This window comes from Rhodoferax sp. BLA1 (genome assembly GCF_013416775.1).
GTDB lineage: Bacteria > Pseudomonadota > Gammaproteobacteria > Burkholderiales > Burkholderiaceae_C > Rhodoferax.
In genome coordinates, this window is sequence record NZ_SZVI01000001.1 from 528,474 (window position 1) to 548,034 (window position 19,561).

Genomic DNA, 19,561 nt, shown 5'->3' on the forward strand with positions numbered 1-19,561 from the left:
GACCAAGCGCTATTAAAAACACATCACATCACCCCATCAAAAGGGCGCAACAGCCGCTCAGTCGGGCGGTACAGCGGGCTTGTCCAGCGCCAGCTGGGCTTTCAAAAAACCACCGCTGCCGTAACGCGTGACCTGGCTGTAAAAACGCTCGGACAGCCCCTGCACCATGCTGGCGTAGGCATCGAGCAGCGTCGGCGGGATGCTGAAATTGTCGTAGTTCACCACCACCGCCACACGTTGGCCCAGTGGCGCCAGCAAGTCGGTCACCTGGGCCTCGATCTCGCTGATGTCATCCAGGCTGTCGATGGACAAACCTTCAAAGTTGATGAACAGCAGCCGCTGCTCGACATTGAGTTCCAGGCGCTGGGCCAGCGGTGTGCTCAGCAGGCGCTCACGCAGGCCCAGCGGCTCGGGGTGGAACAAGCTGGCGTCCATCAGTTTCAGATGCGGGCTGATGGCGGGACTGAAGTCCATCTGCCCCAGCACATCGCGCTGCAGGTCCACACCTGGCGCGATCTCGATCAGCTCCAGCGCGGGTGCCTCGACACTGCCGATCAGGCGCAGCACACAGCGCTCGGTCACATACAGCACCTGCTGACCGCGCCGGATGGCCTCGCGTGCGCTGAACGTACGGTGTTCCACCTGGGGCACAAATTTGCGTTGTGTGCCTTCACCCTCGATCTGCAGACGACCTTCGGCCACATGGGTCACCAGCTCACCGGCGGTGAAGCTGCCAACAAACACCACTTTTTTGGCGTTCTGGCTGATGTTGATGAAGCCACCGGCCCCCGACAGCCGCCCACCAAATTTGCTGACATTCAGGTTGCCTTGTGCGTCAGCTTGTGCCAGCCCGAGAAAGGCAATGTCAAGCCCGCCGCCGTCGTAAAAGTCGAACTGGTTGGGCTGGTCAATGATGGCCTGGGCGTTGATGGCAGCGCCAAAACTCAGGCCACCGGCGGGTACACCACCAATCACGCCGGGCTCGGCGGTCAGGGTCAGCAGGTCAAACACCTTCTCTTCAGCGGCAACGGTGGCCACGCCCTCGGGCATACCAATGCCAAGATTCACCACACTGTTGGGGCGCAGCTCCAGCGCGGCGCGGCGGGCAATCACCTTGCGCTCGTTCAGGGGCATGGGCGCCATGTGATCCAGCGGCACCCGGATTTCGCCCGAATAGGCCGGGTTGTAGGCCTCGACAAAGGTCTGCATGTGGTAGGCCGGGTCGCTGGCCACCACCACCGCGTCCACCAGCACACCGGGCACCTTGACGCTGCGCGGGTGCAGGGTGTTGCGCTCGGCCAGGCGCTCCACCTGCGCAATCACGATGCCGCCGCTGTTGCGCGCGGCCATGGCAATCGCCAGCGCTTCGAGTGTGAGGGCTTCGCGCTCCATGCTCAGGTTGCCATCGGGGTCGGCGGTGGTGGCGCGGATGATGCCCACCTGGATGGGCAGCGCCTTGTAAAACAGATAGTCGCGCCCGTCGATGCTCATGCGCTGCACCAGGTCGACCGTGGTGCGTGCGTTGACCTTGCCGCCACCGTGGACCGGGTCGACAAAGGTGTCGAGCCCGACATGGGTCAGCGTGCCGGGTTTGCCCGCCGCGATGTCGCGAAACAGGTGGGTGATCACGCCTTGGGGCAGGTTGTAGGCCTCGATCTGGTTGGCCATGGCCAGCTGCTGCAACTTGGGCACCAGGCCCCAGTGCCCGCCAATCACCCGTGTCACCAGCCCCAGGTGGGCCAGGTGGTTGAGCCCGCGCTGTTGGCCGTCGCCCTGACCGGCGGCGTAGATCAGGGTCAGGTTTTGCGGCGCACCCTGGCCGGTATCAGCCTGCGCCAACAAAAAACGTTGCTCCAGCGCCACCGCAATCTCTTCGGCAAAACCGATGCCCACAAAGCCGCCGGTGGCCACGGTGTCGCCATCGTGGATCAGGCGCACCGCCTCGGCCGCGCTGACCACCTTGTTGCGTCGCGCACTGGCGGCCTGGAATTCATCAAGTCGGTTATGCATGCGCGTCCCCTCCAAAAAGTCCCCGTGCTGACAACTGACCAGGTGGCCGCAGCAAATGTCAGCGCCATAGGGGTTTGTGCCAGCAGTCTACTGCCGAGCGTCTGCCGTGGCGCAGGTGCCTGCTTGGCCTGTCTGGTGGCTGGTTTTCACTGGCTCGATGTGCTATGGTCATCAGCGGCAGCCAGCGCCTGATCCGCTGGTTTTTTGACCCTAGCAGGAGAACACCATGTCACATGTGAATGAAGCCGCTGCTCTGAAACAACAACAAACCGTCAATGACATCAAGGCTGTGATTGCCGATGCCGAGGACGTGTTGTCGGCCACCGCTGGCCAGGTCGGCGAAAAAATGGACAGCTTGCGTGCACGGGTGCAAGCGCGCTTGCATGACGCCAAGGCGCGCCTGGTCGAGGCCGAAGCGCTTCTGGTGGCCAAAACCAAGGCAGCCGCGCGTGCCACCGATGCCTATGTGCATGAGTCACCCTGGGTGGCGGTGGGTATTGCTGCGGGTGTCGGGTTTTTGATCGGCGCGATTGTGAGCCGCCGCTGATCGGGTGCCCGGCCCGTGATAAAAGATGTCGCCAGTTCCCTGTTGGCCGCAGCGCAAACGCGCCTGGCCTTGCTGGGCAATGAGTTAGCGGTCCAAAAACACCTGGTGCTGCAGCAGCTTGCTTTGCTGTTGGCCCTGCTGTTTTGCCTGGGCCTGGCGGTGGTGATGCTGATGGGCCTGGCCTTGGTGCTGTGGTGGGAGTCCCGCCTGACGGTGCTGGCGCTGGTCAGCCTGGTGTTTGTGGGTTTGTCCGCTTGGTTGTATGCCCGGCTGGTGGGTTTGCAGGCGCAGGCCGAGCCGGTGTTTGCGGCCAGCCTGGCTGAGCTGCAAGAAGATGTGCGCCAATTGCGCGAGGCGGCCGGGCATGAAGACAAGCCTCGCTGAACTCGCGTTCGAGCGGGGCCGCCTGATCGAGCGTATTGCCCATCAGCGCAGCACGTTGGCGCAGCAGCTGCAGCCTTTGCAGGACGCGCAAGTGACCAGTCAGCGCCTGATGACGCGCTGGCGCATTGGCGTGGACTACCTCAGTGCCCGGCCTTGGTTGTTGGCGCTCGGTGCGCTGGCGGTGCTGCTGCTCAAGCCCCGACGCGCACTGGCGTGGGGTTTGCGCGGCGTGGTGTTGTGGCGGTATGTGCGCAGGCTGCGTGCGTCCGTGCCACCGGAGCTGTGGGCCTTGGCGACACGGTGGTTTCGTCTGTAACGACTGCAGGGGTGGTTTAAGGCACCAGCAGGTGGCGCAAATACCGCCCGGTGTGGCTGGCCGGGTTGGCCGCCAGAGTCTCGGGCGTGCCCACACCCACCACGGTGCCACCACCACTACCACCCTCGGGGCCCATGTCAATCAACCAGTCGGCGGTTTTGATCACGTCCAGGTTGTGTTCGATCACTACGATGGTGTTGCCCGCGTCGCGTAACTGGTGCAACACCTGCAGCAGCAGCTTGATGTCGGCAAAGTGCAGGCCGGTGGTGGGTTCGTCGAGGATGTAGAGGGTGCGCCCGGTATCGCGTTTGGACAATTCGAGTGCCAGTTTGACGCGCTGAGCCTCGCCACCCGACAAGGTGGTGGCGGCTTGGCCCAGGCGGATGTAACTCAGGCCCACGTCCAGCAGGGTGTGCAACTTGCGCTCGATGGTGGGCACGGCCTTGAAGAACTCGTGCGCGGCTTCGACGGTGAGGTCCAGGATCTGCGCGATGTTTTTACCTTTGTAGAGCACTTCCAGGGTTTCGCGGTTGTAGCGTTTGCCCAGACACACGTCGCAAGGCACGTACACATCGGGCAGGAAATGCATCTCGACTTTGACCATGCCGTCGCCCTCGCAGGCTTCACAACGCCCGCCGCCGCTGGCCTGGCTGACATTGAAACTGAAGCGCCCCGGGCCATAACCACGTTCGCGTGCGGTCGGCACCTCGGCCATCAGCTCACGGATCGGGGTGAACAAGCCGGTGTAGGTGGCCGGATTGGAGCGAGGTGTGCGGCCAATCGGGGACTGGTCGACGTTGATGACTTTGTCGAAATACTCGATGCCTTCGATGCTGCTGTGTTCGGACGGCTCGTCATGTGCGCGGTAGATGGTGCGAGCCACCGCTTTGTAAAGGGTGTCGTTGACAAGGGTCGACTTGCCCGAGCCCGAGACACCGGTGACGCAGGTGAACAGCCCGACCGGAAAGGCGACGTCGACGTTTTTCAGGTTGTGGCCGCTCGCGCCAATGACTTTGAGCGCCTGCAAATCACCCAGCGTGGCGTTGTGTTGCGCCTCACGTTCGGCGCGCCGTTGTGCCGCCGGGCTGGGCGCAAAACGGCTGGGTTTGCCAGCGTTGAAGGCTTTGGGAGCCTGGGTCGGCAGCCAAGCGGTGCGCTGCACTGGCACCTCAATTTTCAGAGTGTGCGCCAGGTACTGGCCGGTCAGCGACTGGGGGTTGGCCTTGACTTCATCAAAGCTGCCCTGCGCCATGACACGCCCGCCGTGTACACCAGCGCCGGGGCCGAGGTCGATGATGTGGTCGGCGGCACGCATCATGTCTTCGTCATGCTCGACCACCAGCACGCTGTTGCCAATGTCGCGCAGGTGTTTCAGGGTGTCGATCAGCCGGTCGTTGTCGCGCTGGTGCAGGCCGATGCTGGGCTCGTCGAGCACATACATGACACCGGTCAAACCCGAGCCGATCTGGCTGGCCAGGCGGATGCGCTGGCTCTCACCACCGCTGAGCGTTTCGGCGCTGCGGTCCAGGCTCAGGTAGGTCAGGCCCACGTCGTTGAGGAACTTCAGGCGCAGGCTGATTTCGCGCACCACCTTGGCGGCAATGTCGCCCTTGGCGCCGGTCATGCTCAGGCTGCTGAAGTAGGCAAAACACTCGGCCAGGGTCTGGTGGCTCAGTTCAAAAATGGCACGGGCTTGTGCACCCTCACCAATCTTGACATGGCGTGCCTCGGTGCGCAGGCGGCTGCCAGCACACACCGGGCAGGGCTGGGTGCTTTTATAACGCGCCAGGTCTTCGCGCACCACCGACGAGTCGGTCTCGTGGTAACGCCGCTGCATATTGGGGATGATGCCCTCGAACGGGTGTTTTTTGTTGAGCTTTTTGCCAGCGTTAGCGCCTGAATCGAGGGTGTAGGCAAACTTGATCTCTTCCTCACCCGAGCCCTGCAGCACCGCCTGCTGCACATGGGGGGGCAGGTCCTCAAACGCCTGGTCAATGTCAAACTTGTAGTGCGCCGCCAGGCTCTCCAGCATCGCAAAGTAGTAGGCGTTGCGCCGGTCCCAGCCCTTGATGGCGCCGCTGGCCAGGCTCAAAGTCGGGAAGGCGACGACCCGGGTCGGGTCAAAAAACTCCTGCTGGCCCAGACCGTCACAACTCGGGCAGGCGCCCACCGGTGAGTTGAACGAAAACAGCCGCGGCTCCAGTTCGGCAATCGAATAATTGCAGACCGGGCAGGCGAACTTGGCGTTGAATACATGCTCTTTTGGCTTGTAGCCCTTATCAGATAAGGGCTGAGCGCTATCCATTTCGAGAACAATGGCGCGGCCATTGGCGAGCCGCAGCGCGGCCTCGAAACTCTCGGCCAGGCGCTGTTTGAGCGCGGCATAGTCGGCGTGGGCGGCTTGCACCGCCGCATCAATCTCGGGTTCGTCACCCGCCTCGGCATCACTTACCAGGGCGCTGGGTGGGGGGGCGTAGCGCACCTTGATGCGGTCGATCACCACGTCGATGTCGTGTTTTTCGGTCTTTTTCAGCGCGGGCAACTGATCAAACTCATAGGCCAGACCGTTGATCCTGAAGCGCACATAACCTTGCGCCTGCATGTCGGCAAACACCTCGAGGAACTCACCCTTCTTCTCACGCGCCAGCGGCGCCAGCACCATCAGCCGGGTGCCTTCGGGCAGCGCCAGCGTGGTGTCGACCATCTGGCTCACGGTTTGGGACTGCAACGGCAGCTGGTGGTCCGGGCAATACGGTGTGCCCGCGCGGGCAAACAACAGGCGCAGGTAGTCGTGGATTTCGGTCACCGTGCCCACGGTGGAGCGCGGGTTGTGGCTGGTGGCTTTTTGTTCGATGCTGATGGCGGGCGACAGGCCCTCGATCATGTCCACATCGGGTTTGTCCATCAGCTGCAAAAACTGGCGTGCGTAGGTGGACAGGCTTTCCACATAACGGCGCTGGCCCTCGGCATACAGTGTGTCAAACGCCAGGCTGGACTTGCCCGAGCCGGAGAGGCCGGTGATCACCACCAGCTGGTTGCGCGGGATGTCGAGGTCGATGTTTTTCAGGTTGTGCGTGCGCGCACCACGGATGCTGATGTGCTGGTGCTGCAGGGCCTTGGCAAGGTACTTGCCATCTTCAGGTGTGTTCAAAGCGGTAGCTGCTCAAAAAATGCTGGTGAAGATGCACCAGGAAACCCGCCATGATAGTGAAGTCTGGCTCGCCCGTCTCTGGCGGTGTGCTGGATCAGAGCGGGCTGCCCAGGGCCCTGCGCCCGGCTCAGTGGCCACCGAGGTAAGCGGCGAACTTGCGGTCCTCGATCAGCAGGTGCTGCGCGGTGAACTCAAACACCACAAAGTGCAACAACTCTGTGGTGTCGAGCTGGTCGCGGGCATAACGCGCACGCAGCAGTTGAGCGCGCGCCAGCAGTTGCTGATGCCGCGCCGCGTGGGCGGCGCACCCGGGGAAGTCCGAGCGGGCCAAGATGACCTCTTCGTCCTGCATGTGTTGTGCCGAGAGGGCCACAAAGGCGTCGATCTTCGCGGCGATGGTGTCCTTGGTAGCACCACTCACCATAGCGTCGATCAGGGTATTGGCAGCGTCAAACAGTTGGCGGTGCTGGGCATCGATGGTGGTGTGACCCAGGGCATACACCTCACGCCAGACCAGGCGCAGCAATTCGGTGCCCTGGGGTGAAGACGCGCTGGCTGGCAGCAAGGGCAGTTCAGCAACAACCCGGTTGCGCCCCTGCGCTTTGGCCTGGTACAGCGCCTGATCGGCACGTTGTAACCATTCGTCCCAACTGTCGGTCGAGCGGTAGGAGGCAAAACCAAAACTGGCGGTGACCTTGTGGCCCTCACCATAGACACTGGTTTCGATGGCGCGGCGTATGCGTTCGGCGCTGTCCGCTGCGGCCGAAAAGCCGCTGGCGGGTAGCAGCACCACAAATTCCTCGCCACCCCAGCGACCCAACACGTCGGTGTTGCGGATGCAGACCTGCGCGGTTGCCGCAACCTCCTGCAGGATCAGGTCACCCACCGCATGGCCATAGGTGTCGTTGACATCCTTGAAGTGGTCGATGTCGATCAGAATCAGCGACACCGGCGTGGCGTAACGCTGCAGGCGCAGCATCTCGTACTGCGCGGTCTCTTCGATGCGAAAACGGTTCCAGCAACCGGTCAGCTTGTCGGTCATCGCCATCAGCCGCGTTTTTTCATCGGCGGCTTCCTTGGCCATCAGGACAAAACCGATGGCCACCAGCGTGAGGGACACAAAGGCCGAGAGGTACACCAGCGTCTGGGATGTGCCCGGATCGGTGATGTGCGCGACCAGGTGCTCGTCCGTGAGAGCCATCCAGGCACGGTAGACCATGGTCAAGAGGTTGAGGGTGACCCCCGCCATGAGCAGGTGCTGGCCGCGACCAACTGTCCGCTTGGCGCCGTCAAGCAGCAGCCACAGCAGAATCAGGTCCTGGACACCGTACACCACACTGGAGATGGCAATGCGGATCACAATATTTGGGAAGAAAGCCCCGAGGCCCAGCGCAAACACCAACATCGGTAGCCACAGCAAAAGCAGCGACAGCCGACGATGCTGAAACTGGGCGAGCGCCAGAGCCACCAGGGCATAACTGCCAGTGACGGCCATGTTGGCGACAAAAATCGACAAAAAGTCGGGAATACGCCCCCGCAAGGCGTACAGGACGTAAGCCAACGCTTGCAGCGTCAGCGCAAAAATGAGGGGCCGCAGTCCATCATGGCCCTCGTTCGCCGCGACCCAGCCGATGGAGATCGCCAGTGTCAGGCACAAGGCGATGTTCACCAGGAACATCGTGGGGATGTCGATCAGCATGCTGTGTCCACCGCGGCGCGCCAAGAATGGTGGCGCCAGAAACTTATGTAAATCCGCGATGATAGTGACATCGGGTTGGCGCTTCAGTCGCGCTGACCCCGGCCCACGCTCACACCAGTTTCCAGCCGTCAATGGCCAGGAACTTTCTGCCCAGCACTTTCCTCGCACGAATCGACAGCGGCAGCATGCTGGGAAAATCGTGTGGCACAAAGACATCGGCACCCTGGATCTGCTGCAAGCTGTGCTGATCAGGGACGCGTGGTTTGCCCAAACGCACGCTGGGGCAGGGCGTGATTTCGATGCAGCAACCGTGCACAGTTTGCGGCACATCAATGACAACAGACTGCCTGCGTTCGGCAATGAGTTCGAGGGCGTCTTTTGAAAGGGTCAGCATGGTCTTCATGTCAAATACGGGTGATTGTCCGGGCAGCGTGACTGTGTGGCAACACGCCCGACACCGATGGCAGACCAGAAGCGCGAGGCTGGTTCCGGTCTGTAAAGGGGTCATCTTAGACAGGCCGTGGCCTTGAGTGGCCATCTTTCTGCCAGCGGCAAGCCGCCACGCTTGTGCGGTTATCTAGACGTTGCGAACGGTTGCGGCGGCTCCCACCAGCTGACGCACTGACAGGCCAAGTTCGTCTGGTGACGCGGGCAAAGATCCGTGACAATGCCGCGCCATGGCTTGCCCTGGCAGGCGCATGATGTTTCAAACCAAGCTGACCCTGCCACCCCAACATGCCACCCACCTTGTCACCCACCGCCTCCAGCGCTTTGACACGTGCTGAATGGCGTGCCAACTTGTCTCTGGCGTCGATTTTTGGCCTGCGCATGCTGGGCCTGTTCATGGTGGTGCCGGTGTTTGCCCGCGAGGCCGCGCAGTACCCCGGCGGTGACAACACCAGCCTGATCGGGCTGACACTGGGGATTTATGGCCTGACGCAGGCGGCGCTGCAGTTTGTCTATGGCCTGGCCTCGGACCGTTTTGGCCGCAAGCCGGTGATCATCGTCGGGCTGCTGGTGTTTGCGGCAGGCAGCACGGTGGCGGCGCTGGCGCCGTCACTGCTGTGGCTGTCGGTAGGGCGAGCGCTGCAGGGTGCAGGGGCGGTGTCGGCGGCGGTCACCGCCTTGCTGGCCGACCTGACGCGGGACGGCGTGCGCACCAAGTCAATGGCTTTGCTGGGCGCCAGCATGGGGCTCACCTTTGCGCTGTCGTTGGTGGTGGCGCCGGTGCTGGCGGCTTGGGGCGGGCTGGTCGCGATCTTTGCGCTGACGGCGCTGCTGTCATTGATGGGCATCGCGGCGGTGCTGTGGTGGGTGCCGCCCGAACCGTTGCAGCACCGCTACCAACAAGAGGGCCGGGTGCTGGATGTGCTGCGCCTGCCCGAGCTGCTGCGGCTCAACTACGGCGGTTTTGTGATGCACGGGGTGCAGCTCGCCATGTGGCTGGCGGTGCCGTCGATGCTGGTGGAGGCCGGTTTGCCCCAGTCGCAGCATTGGCAGGTCTATTTGCCGGTGCTGGTCGGCTCATTTGTGGTGATGGGTGGCAGCTTTTTTCAGCTCGAGAAGCGTGGTTATGTGCGTGCCGCGTTTTTGACCGCCGTGGCGCTGATGGCGCTGGTGCAGCTGGGTTTATGGTGGCAAATTGGCATCCAACCCTCTATCTACCTGATCGGATTGCTACTGTTTTTGTTCTTCTATGGGTTCAATGTGCTGGAAGCCTGCCTACCCAGCATGGTGTCCAGGCTGGCACCACTGAGCGCACGCGGTGCGGCCATCGGGGTCTACAACACCATGCAGTCAATTGGTTTTTTTGCCGGTGGGCTGCTGGGGGGCTGGGCCATGCAATGGGGCGGGCCGCACGCCCTGTTTACCGGCTGTGGTGTCTTGATGACGCTGTGGTTGGGGCTGGCCTGGCCAATGCGAGTTCCCCCAGCCAGGCCAGTGGAGTTGGCGCACAAAGCCTGATAAAGTGCGCGTTTTCAGGCAGCGTAGCCTGACTCTCAATATGGAAAGCAAACTATGGCCTCGGTAAACAAAGTGATTTTGGTGGGTAATTTGGGCCGTGACCCGGAAGTGCGTTATTTGCCCAGCGGTGACCCGGTGGCCAACGTCACCATCGCCACCAGCAGCCGCTACAAGAACAAATCCGGCGAAATGGTCGAAGAAACCGAATGGCACCGCGTGACCTTTTTTGGCCGCTTGGCCGAAATCGCCAGCCAGTACCTCAAAAAAGGCCGCCCGGTGTATGTGGAAGGTCGCATCAAGACCCGCAAATACACCGACAAGGACGGCCAGGAAAAATACGCCACCGACATCATTGCCAATGAAATGCAGCTGCTCGGTGGCCGCGAAGGCATGGGTGGCCCTGCGGGTGAAGACGATGGCTACGGCGGCGATGCTGGCGACAATTACAACAGCCGCCCGGCACCGGCCCCACGTCCCAGTGCCCCACGCCCCAGCGCCCCAGCACCACGCCCGGCACCCGCCCCGGCCCCAAGCCGCCCAGCCAGTGGCTTTGATGACATGGATGACGATATTCCGTTTTAATTTATACCTAAGACCATTAGTGTAAATTTTCTCCCCAAAAAGCCCTGCAATAGCAGGGCTTTTTTCATTTGAGGATCAAAAAATTATGTAAAGTTGCATTGAATACTAATCCTGAATGTGTTACCTTAAGAACTGTATTGATTCATCAAGATAATTGCGTTTTCAATGCTATTCAGGAAGTTCCAAATCAAGAGCTTTGTGATGCAAAGCGGCGAACGCTATTGTCTGTTGATTGATAAGGCAACCGGGATGCCATTGTTCTACCCGAACCTGTTCGTGACGACACAGGTGAGAAACCATTCCAAGTCGGTAGCTATGATGGAAGCGGCTTTATCCGGCATCAACGTTCTGCAGAGTTTTTGTGATGAGCGCGGAATTGATTTGACTGACCGCTTTTTGAAGCGGGAGTTTTTTCTCCATGGTGAAATGGATGCGATCCGTGACTATTGTCAGCAGGATTTTGGCAAGAGACGTACCGACTCACTTGAAAAAGTAAGATCCATCACTTCCAGAGTGAAGCAGAAGCCAACTCGTAAGATCGGGCTTACGAGCGAATACAAGCGCCTTACACACATTGCCAAGTATGCGGCATGGTTGGCGACAATCTTGTTGGAGCGTACTGGTGATCGCAAGACCTCGCAAGATATCGCCGATATGAAAAAAGGGTTTGAGTCACGGAGGCCTTCCAATAAAGGCCGCAATCAAGTGGGTAGAGAAAAGGGACTTACTCACGAACAAGAGGTCGCCCTTCTTGATATCGTTCGACCTGGCTCCGAGCGAAATCCTTTTGAGGACGAGGCCACACAGGTCCGCAACCAGCTATTGATCTTATTGCTATTGCACCTGGGTATTCGCAGTGGTGAGTTGCTCAACATCAGGGTGTCTGACATTGATTGGTTGAACAATCAGATTGTCATTGCACGGCGAGCGGATGAGAAAGACGACCCACGGCGCAGGCAACCCTTGGTGAAGACACTGGATCGGCGAATACCACTCAAAGACACGCTTGTTCAGGCGATTCACAACTATGTGATTCACTTCCGCCGAAAGGTCCCAGGCGCAAGGAAGCGTGAGTATTTGTTGGTGACACACAAGGCAGGCCCAACGCAGGGACAGGCCATGTCACGGTCGACATTGGTCAAAGTGATCAACATGGTGGCGGAGGCCGATCCGAGCCTATCTAGTCTGCATGCCCATGAACTGCGCCATACATGGAACAACCGGTATTCAGAGTACATGGACACCAAGATGGACGCGCCAACACCAGAGGAGCAGGAAAGCCAGCGCTCCTACCTGCAGGGTTGGAAACCAGACTCAGGTACTGCAGCAACCTACACCAAGCGATTCACGCGCGAGAAGGCGATTGAGGCGGGTCTCAAGTTGCAAGATGGCATAGCAAGAGTACCGGAGAATTTGCAGAATGATTGAGAGGAGTGGATCAGACGCCAACCAACAGTCAGAGGGTGAAACAATCCATCCTGTTGCGAATCAGGGCTACAAGCGATATCAGTCGAGAGCTGGATATTGGTTTGATGAATGCGAGCCCATTTGGAAGTTGGACAAAAACAATGACGTCTATATTTCTAAGATATTCGAGTTCTTGCCGGCCGAAGCTAAAAATGGATTCATCTCAACTCTTGTCTACTATGCCGTAACACTTTCTGCAGCCCATACAAGGAACATCTTCGAATCGTTTCTAGTAATGCTACGAGATACCAAGCCAAAGAAAATTGACACTATTGCTTTACTGAACTGGCGTGCAAAACTTAGTCGCCAAACGGAATGGAAGCTGGCCACCGTTCGCGGATTCTTATACAAGTGGCACGACCTTGGCTATTCAGGTGTTGGGGAGGATGTCATTGATCTGTTGGAAAGCTGGACGCTAAGAGGAAATATCAAGGGCGATGCGGTCAAGCGACTTGATCCAACTGAAGGGCCACTTACAGACAATGAATTGTTGGCTTTCAATGAGGGCGTAATCCGCGCATTTGAGCAAGCCAAAATTGAGTTGAGCGAATTGGCAATCTGTTTGCTGTTGAGCCATACGGGGCGGCGTCCAAAGCAGCTCACCCATACGAAAATTTGCGACCTAGACGGAACCAAGGTAAATAAGAAGGGTGAACCGATGTTCCTCATCCACATTCCTCGTGCCAAGCAGCGTGGCGAAGTGTTCCGGGACAGCTTCAAGACCTTTGCGATGACACTGGAACTTTGGACTGTACTTAGCGCACAGCGTAAATATGCAATTTCGTCAGTTGAACGGTTGTTGGGGTACGAACTTCAAGAGGCGGACCGAGTGGCGTTGCCCTTATTTCCCGACTTGGCGGCGTTTGATGGCATTGAATCGGTGAACTCGCTTCGTTCGCTGCTTGCAACAGATAACCTTCATTTGCAGTCTGACGATGTGACTGCGACGGTAAAGATGGTTGTTAAGGCTGCGGGGATTACGTCAGAGCGAACGGGCGAGCTCATTGAGCTTGTCGCGACGCGCTTTCGGTACACCAAGGGCACTCGAGCGGCGAGGGAAGGATTTGGGCAAATGGTGATCGCAGAGCTCCTAGATCACACGGATACCCAAAACGTGGATGTTTATACACAAAACGTACCTGAGCACGCGCGGGCTTTGAACAAGGCGATGGCCCTGCAGCTTGCTCCTTACGCACAAGCGTTTCAAGGGGTTCTGGTGGACCGTGAATCCGATGCAAAGCGAGGCGACGACCTGGCCAGTCGGATCAAGTTCAAGGGCAAAAACACGGCGACTTGTGGACAGTACGGTTTTTGTGGGGCCAACGTACCGATTCCTTGTTACACGTGCCAACACTTCCAACCTTGGTTGGAAGGGCCTCATGAAGAGGTTCTTGCAGACTTGCTGGCGGAACGAGAACAAGTAGAGCACATAACCGGCGATGTTGTGGTCGCTGCGGTGAATGATCGAACCATATTTGCTGTAGTCGATGTCATCCAGCGATGCCACATCCGTCGCGCTGAACTAGCAAAAATGGCCAAGAAAGCAGGCAAATGATGGCTGATCTCAAACACTTTGCGCCGAGGTCCGAACTAGTAGCTTCCGAAAATCTAAACGAGTTCATTCGCATGTGTCGAGAGGACTTGACGACTTTTGGCTCTGAGCTGAATTGGTCTGACGTTAGTTGGCCTGGTGCAATGAATTTCACAAAGTTAGGCGCACATGGCCGAGGGTATCAAGAGTCGGATCGAATGAATGATGGGTTCATAGACTTTGCCAAGGCCTACTTTCGCTATCAACAGGGGCACAAGCCAACGGAGACAAAGAATGAATCCAAGGCTCTGCGCGTGATTGAAGCAGCGTTACTTCAAGCCAACGAGTTGGCCGATGTAGCCCGCATTAACTTTGCAGTTCTCGACGAGGCTGCAGTGATAGCCAGGGGCCACTACTCACCCGGTGCGGACTATCAGTGCGGGCGAGAAATTGAGAGACTAGCTCGCTTTATTTCGGAACGACAGTTGATTGCAAATGGGCTGAGTACTTGGAGAAGTCCAATCAAGAAGGCTCGTGACATCACCATCCAAACCGGCAGCAAGGCAAAGGCTATCCAAGACAGGAAGTTACCAAGCCCTGAGGCTACGGGCGCTCTTGCAGAGATTTTCGCGAACGAGCCGACCAATCCCAAGGACAACTTCACTTCCAGTACCTTTGCGATGACCATGTGTGCCCCGTCACGCATATCCGAGATTATGGAGTTGCCTGTGGATTGCGAAGTCGAAGAACCCGACTCGAAAGGCGATATTCAATACGGTTGGCGTTTCTACTCCGCTAAGGGCTTCGAAGGAGACATTAAATGGATTCCAGAGGTAATGGTTCCCATCGCAAAGGAGGCTATCCGGCGAATTCGAGCGCTAACCGATGAACCGAGAAAGCTCGCAAAGTGGCTTGAAACGAATCCAGAAAAACCTTATAGACACTCTGACTGCCCTGATGTGGCAGATGACGATCCGCTGACCATTTTTCAAGCATGCGCATTCTTAGGTCTTGCGAGACATACACGCAAGGCCTGCACAACTAGCCTCTACCAGATCAAACTGGCACAAAAAGACAACGTGCATACGTTGAACAGTCTGTGGCAAAGAACTTTGATGAATCAACCACAGACGCATCCTTGGTTAAATGAAAAAAAGCGAATTAAGTACAGTGAAGCCCTTTTCTGTATGACTCGCAATCTCATCGGTGATCAACGCGGAACCAGCCCTGTAGTTCTCTGGGCACCCTCTCCTGACGTTTTCAACAATACACTTTCCCCGCGTGAATCGCTCGGAAACCATAAGAGCATATTCGATCGTTATGGATACAAAAACGGGAGAGGTCAACCGATTAAGTTGACATCACATCAAGCACGCCATCTACTCAATACGCTTGCCAATCGAGGTGGACTTTCGCAAGAACAACTCGCCAAGTGGGCTGGTCGTGCGGAACAGAAGCACAACCGCGTCTACAACCACATGAGCGAGTGGGAGATGGTTGCAAAAGCCGAAACCTTGGATACCACGCTCACGCTCTTTGGTCCTCAAGGTGAAGTCAGCCGACATGTTCCGGTGACAACTCAGGATGTCAACTTGATGGAGCGCGGTGCGATGCATGTCAGCCCGTGGGGTGTGTGCAGCCACGACTTCATCATGTCGCCCTGCGATAAATTTCGCGACTGCCTTAACTGTGAAGAGCATGTGTGCATTAAGTGCTCAGGACCAGACAATGCCAACCGTTTGACACGTATCAGAGAGCGTTTGACTCAGGTTGAACGAGACTACGCCTCGGCCAGACTTGCATTGGCTGAAGGCTATTCCGGCGCCGATCGTTGGTTTGAATACCATCAGAAAACTGTGGATCGCTTGCGTCAATTGATCGAAATTCTGGAAAATCCTGAGGTTGAAGACGGGGCACAAATTAAGCTGCGCGACGGCAAAGATTTCAGTCACTTACGGCGAGTCATCAGAATGAAGGCTATAGACGCTTTAGCGCGGGATATGCCCAATGCGGCTCTTCTGTCTGATATGAAGGAGATGTTGGGAGGCCGTCTTGGCTAAGCATCTGCGACCTAGGGATATCGATGCCATCGTCGACATAATTATTGGCTGGCCCACCGAGAAGCTGACTTGGCAGGGTATTTGCGAAGCTGCATCCAACGTCATTGGAAGCACGCCAACCCGGCAGACGTTGAATGCTCACGCAACAATCAAGGCTACCTATGATGCCAAGAAAAGTGGACTGAAGATTCATGGACCGAGAACGGCGATGCCCAGTAGTTTGGCTGCGGCGGCTCAAAGAATCGCCCGACTACAGTCGGAGAACGACGATTTGAGATCGAGAAATGATGCGTTACTAGAGCAGTTTGTGAAATGGCAGTACAACGCGTATAAGCGTGGCGTTAAAGGGCATCAATTGAACGAAGACCTCCCTCGCATTGACCGAGAGCGGACAGAGGATGCCAATATTCCCAAATAAAGCTGAGTCAAGCTAACAGGTTTTTGCGTTGCATGTCTTCTACAACGCGGAAATGCTGTCAGATCAGTTCTGTGGATGGCAATCGGAAATCGTCAACTGGCTCGGCCCTGATTTGGGAAAAGTGAATCCGACAGTAAATCACAGATATCGACATTCAACGCCAACGCCAGTTTTTCTATATTGTCTAGCGACACGTTTCGCTCGGAACGTTCGACTGAACCCACATATGTCCGGTGCAGTTCAGCCAAGTCTGCCAAGGTCTCCTGCGACAACCCGTCTCGCGCACGCAATAGTCTTAAGTTTTTGGCTAGCCGCGCTCTCGCGGACAAGGAAGTCTTCACCTGCTTTTTCATGCAGGTAGCTTCTTGGTATGATGCTTTTAAGTCTACAGACTTAAAGTAGCATTTGCATTATGAAAATTCCAAAAACTGATCTATCCCTCGTCGCCAAAGCCATTGAATCGCGTTCAGCAGACGCAGCACTTCCGTCCAACCTTGATGATGTGATCCTTCTTCAAATCGCCAGAGATCTGCGACTGATTGAACTTTCCGCAACGGTGGACGACAGTATCAAACCACCCATTGCTGGCCCTATGTATCTGATCTTGCACCTGATGTCCAACCTAGCGACCAACCTCAAAGGCAACCCGACCTTGCAAATGACTGAGGAACGCTTGCGGCATTGGTTGCAGAGATACATGTATTACATCGAGCGGGAATTAGTGTCCCGCTCGCTAAAGATGCCATGTCAGCTCGACGCGATTGACTTGATGACTGAGATTCGAGGTGATCTGGCGACTTCCTGCTAAGTTCACATTGAACTTCATCCACTTTCAACGCCAATTTTCAGTTTCCAGTTCGACGCTGCACGAATGCCTGCTGGCTCAGTTTCATGCGCCATCCCGTCAAGCCATTTGATCGCAAAACCTCAACAAGCTTCACCTCGGTCGTCTTGTTCCCACGCGACTTGATCTGCCCCATCAGGGCGGACCTCGTGGCGGGATCGAAGACGTCTGCCATCGCTATTTCGGCAAGGCTTTGAGCAGGCCGAGAAGCGAAACGATTCTTGGGACGCCACGCTGGGCGCCGACGTTGCCGCCATGTCGAGCCAAGTTTGTGGCCTCGAATTCGCGCACTGCCCGCAGGATCGTCTTCGCTGGCCATGTCACGCCAGCCCAATCCGGCTGATCGGCGACGTCGAACAGCGCATGGACCTCGCCGATCGCAGGCGACGGATAACCCATGGCGACCAGATCTACATCGGTCAGGATTCGATAGCCGGGAGCGGTCAAACGCAAAAGCCCCGCGGAAGGGCCTCCAACGCGATTTCGAAGCAACAAGTGCCTCGCCCTCGATAAATCCGATTGAACGTGCCACACGCCCGCGACAGGTCCAAGACGGGCCACGCCGACTTTGTTGACGCGCATCCACGCGAGCTGTTCGTCTTCGTAACCCCATGCGACCAAGACCATGTGTTCGGCCGGAGGCAGCGCTCGATAGGCGTCCCCAAAGACATCCAACTCGGGAAGCGCCAATCCGGCTTTGGGCGCGACGTCGGCCTTGGATCGATAAGCCTCCATGAGGTAAAAGCTGCCGCGTTCTTGCGCGGTTGTCCTGTCGCACAAGTGGGCGAGCATTTCATCGAGAAAAAGCGATAGGCGATCCATCCCCTGAGCCCGGCCCGCATCGTCCGGCGACACGCTGAAAGCGCCCAAGCCTGGCAAAATTTCATGAAAGCCCTCGAACCGCACGGGCTTCGACGAACTACCTGGATACAAAACGTAGGCTCCCTGCGAGCGTTTGATGGCATCTCGGTAGGCGTGCATCTTCAACAGATCCTGCCTCTTGTAATTACCGTCGGTTTCCTCATCGGCGTCGTCCGAGCTCTCCGTTCCAAAAAGGCCTTCGATGTTCTCCACCCGATATTTCGCGTCGAAGTGGACGTGGACCAACAACTCGTCGCACTCCGCCTTTTGTTCATCAATCCCCTCGGGCCAGAACGTCAGCGTGTAGTCCGGGTGCAATGCCCTCGTCCAACTTCCGCCCGCGCTCCGCTCCTTGGTCGGCCCGAAGCGCTTGTTGTAGGAGAAGCGCGCATTGAGCCTGCGTTGACTCCCGGCTACCATGCCTACGAACGGCCCCAACTCGATCCGCTTTCGGAGCCGCAAATTTGGCTCCCCCTCATTGAGCCCGTCGACCAACTCTTCGACCGCTGGGCGATCGCCTCCTTGGCACCTGCCATAGAACCACTCCAGCAGCTCGAAAAACAGCCAATACTCATAGAGGCTCGCCACGTCGCGTTGCCCAGCCTTGAACAAATCTTCGCCGCCCTCCCAAGACAATTCCGCCGCCGTTCGGAAACGCAGCCACCAGCGAAGAATCTCCCGGTAACCCGCTTTGCGTTGGAGAACAGGACTGCCCAAAGGGGCTAGGCTCATTGGGCCAACTTCGCGAAACAACGATCGGCCAAGCCAGTCCTCAACGGTTCCCGCGAGTCGTTTGGCTAGAGACGAGGAAGCGCCCCATCCTTTGCGCGATTCGAAAACCACTTGGGCATGGGTCAAGAACGAGCGGAACTCGCCCAAGGCGAATTTCACAAATCTATTCTCAGGCGTGTCGAGGTCGCGCGATCGGCGTGGAATCAGCACCCTCTCGGCGACACTCTCCAATCCCGTGGCAACCCGCAGCGGGTGTCCGGCCGGTATCGCTCGTCGCGGGTTGCCGCCCACGAGTTGGCGCACAGCTGATGGCGTCCAACGAATGGGTCGTTCGGTGGAAACCGAATCGACCACGGTCGTCAGCCGCTCATGCGGATAACTAAGGATGCGCTGCATGGCCGACGAAAAGTCGGAGCAGTCGAGCGTTTCGCGGAGCAATTCAAGCTGTATTTGCAGCCACCCCTCGTCGGTCCTCTCTTCGAAAGACGATTGAAAGCCCACCTTCGCGGAGGAGCGAGAGTCGGCCACTAAACCTGCGAGCTCATCGGCCAAGCGGCGAAGCATGCCTCGGTATTCAGTCCGGTAATCGAGTTTGAGCGAACGGACGTCGATCAACGCTGACGCCACCGGAGCCTTGTCGTTGTCCACAAGGCCTTGGACCAGCTCCAAAAGAAGCGTCCCGCAAAACGTTTTAGTCTCGATCAATCCCTCGTCGCGCGCACCTGTCGCCGCCAAGCTGCTGCGCCTGCTCGACAAGCTGCAACGCAAGCGCAGGTCGTCGCCATTTTCAGGAAACACCTTGTATTCGTAACGCTCGGACTCTCGCAACTGGACCGTGGTCTCGCCATGTTCGCGTGCCTCCGCCTCGTCTATTTCGACCAGGGGGGCTGATTCGTCGCGCGCGGTCGCCTTTGCTGGCGTCAGCTTGACGCGGGCGAGCAACGCTCCCGAAGAGGCTCGGAAAAGGACTTCGTGATCCGAAAGCGGACGCACG

General features: G+C 57.8%; 16 protein-coding genes. 10 read left to right on the top strand and 6 right to left on the bottom strand.

The window, feature by feature from the left end; all coding sequences use genetic code 11:
- Window positions 1-57: 57 nt before the first annotated feature.
- Complete coding sequence (locus FDG13_RS02600) at window positions 58-2,010, bottom strand: acyl CoA:acetate/3-ketoacid CoA transferase (RefSeq protein WP_180125227.1); 1,953 nt, start codon at window positions 2,008-2,010, stop codon at window positions 58-60.
- Between the two features lie 226 nt (window positions 2,011-2,236).
- Here FDG13_RS02600 and FDG13_RS02605 point away from each other — a divergent pair, with 226 nt between their 5' ends.
- From FDG13_RS02605 to FDG13_RS02615, 3 genes are read left to right on the top strand one after another with little or no spacing between them, the layout of a single operon-like run.
- Window positions 2,237-2,557 carry a YqjD family protein gene (locus FDG13_RS02605; RefSeq protein ID WP_180125228.1) on the top strand — a complete coding sequence of 107 codons (321 nt, stop codon included), beginning with the start codon at window positions 2,237-2,239 and terminating at the stop codon, window positions 2,555-2,557.
- Between the two features lie 15 nt (window positions 2,558-2,572).
- On the top strand, window positions 2,573-2,941 hold the full coding sequence (locus FDG13_RS02610) for a phage holin family protein (protein ID WP_180125229.1): 369 nt from the start codon (window positions 2,573-2,575) through the stop codon (window positions 2,939-2,941).
- Window positions 2,922-3,257, top strand: coding sequence for a YqjK family protein (locus FDG13_RS02615; RefSeq protein ID WP_180125230.1), 336 nt, complete (start codon window positions 2,922-2,924; stop codon window positions 3,255-3,257). Before FDG13_RS02610 ends, FDG13_RS02615 begins: the two co-directional genes overlap by 20 nt.
- Window positions 3,258-3,273: 16 nt before the next feature.
- On the opposite strand, the gene FDG13_RS02620 is transcribed toward FDG13_RS02615, so the two are convergent.
- The 3 genes from FDG13_RS02620 to FDG13_RS02630 form a co-directional block, all read right to left on the bottom strand.
- Window positions 3,274-6,408 carry an excinuclease ABC subunit UvrA gene (locus tag FDG13_RS02620; protein WP_180125231.1) on the bottom strand — a complete coding sequence of 1,045 codons (3,135 nt, stop codon included), beginning with the start codon at window positions 6,406-6,408 and terminating at the stop codon, window positions 3,274-3,276.
- A gap of 127 nt (window positions 6,409-6,535) precedes the next feature.
- Window positions 6,536-8,107 (bottom strand): diguanylate cyclase, encoded by a 1,572-nt coding sequence (locus FDG13_RS02625; protein ID WP_180125232.1) that lies wholly within the window; start codon window positions 8,105-8,107, stop codon window positions 6,536-6,538.
- A gap of 109 nt (window positions 8,108-8,216) precedes the next feature.
- On the bottom strand, window positions 8,217-8,501 hold the full coding sequence (locus tag FDG13_RS02630; RefSeq protein ID WP_143541644.1) for a CC/Se motif family (seleno)protein: 285 nt from the start codon (window positions 8,499-8,501) through the stop codon (window positions 8,217-8,219).
- A gap of 341 nt (window positions 8,502-8,842) precedes the next feature.
- Here FDG13_RS02630 and FDG13_RS02635 point away from each other — a divergent pair, with 341 nt between their 5' ends.
- The 6 genes from FDG13_RS02635 (at window position 8,843) to FDG13_RS02660 (ending at window position 16,130) form a co-directional block, all read left to right on the top strand.
- Window positions 8,843-10,072, top strand: a complete 1,230-nt coding sequence (locus FDG13_RS02635; RefSeq protein WP_180125233.1) for an MFS transporter — start codon at window positions 8,843-8,845, stop codon at window positions 10,070-10,072.
- Window positions 10,073-10,126: 54 nt separating this feature from the next.
- Entirely contained in the window at window positions 10,127-10,654 is a 528-nt protein-coding gene (ssb, locus tag FDG13_RS02640) for a single-stranded DNA-binding protein (protein ID WP_180125234.1), read from the top strand.
- A 201-nt stretch (window positions 10,655-10,855) separates the two neighbouring features.
- Complete coding sequence (locus FDG13_RS02645; RefSeq protein WP_180125235.1) at window positions 10,856-12,082, top strand: site-specific integrase; 1,227 nt, start codon at window positions 10,856-10,858, stop codon at window positions 12,080-12,082.
- A complete protein-coding gene (locus FDG13_RS02650; RefSeq protein ID WP_218942581.1) occupies window positions 12,075-13,676 on the top strand; it encodes a site-specific integrase in 1,602 nt (533 codons plus the stop codon). Before FDG13_RS02645 ends, FDG13_RS02650 begins: the two co-directional genes overlap by 8 nt.
- 194 nt (window positions 13,677-13,870) lie before the next feature.
- Window positions 13,871-15,712, top strand: coding sequence for a hypothetical protein (locus FDG13_RS02655; protein WP_218942582.1), 1,842 nt, complete (start codon window positions 13,871-13,873; stop codon window positions 15,710-15,712).
- Window positions 15,705-16,130 carry a hypothetical protein gene (locus tag FDG13_RS02660; RefSeq protein ID WP_180125237.1) on the top strand — a complete coding sequence of 142 codons (426 nt, stop codon included), beginning with the start codon at window positions 15,705-15,707 and terminating at the stop codon, window positions 16,128-16,130. Before FDG13_RS02655 ends, FDG13_RS02660 begins: the two co-directional genes overlap by 8 nt.
- Window positions 16,131-16,222: 92 nt before the next feature.
- Here the strand turns inward: FDG13_RS02660 and FDG13_RS02665 are convergent, their stop codons facing one another.
- Window positions 16,223-16,483, bottom strand: coding sequence for a helix-turn-helix transcriptional regulator (locus tag FDG13_RS02665; RefSeq protein ID WP_180125238.1), 261 nt, complete (start codon window positions 16,481-16,483; stop codon window positions 16,223-16,225).
- Between the two features lie 59 nt (window positions 16,484-16,542).
- Between FDG13_RS02665 and FDG13_RS02670 the strand changes: the two genes are divergently transcribed.
- Complete coding sequence (locus FDG13_RS02670) at window positions 16,543-16,938, top strand: hypothetical protein (protein ID WP_180125239.1); 396 nt, start codon at window positions 16,543-16,545, stop codon at window positions 16,936-16,938.
- 213 nt (window positions 16,939-17,151) lie between these two features.
- On the opposite strand, the gene FDG13_RS02680 is transcribed toward FDG13_RS02670, so the two are convergent.
- Window positions 17,152-19,560, bottom strand: a complete 2,409-nt coding sequence (locus tag FDG13_RS02680; protein WP_180125241.1) for a DUF2357 domain-containing protein — start codon at window positions 19,558-19,560, stop codon at window positions 17,152-17,154.
- Window position 19,561: the final 1 nt, after the last annotated feature.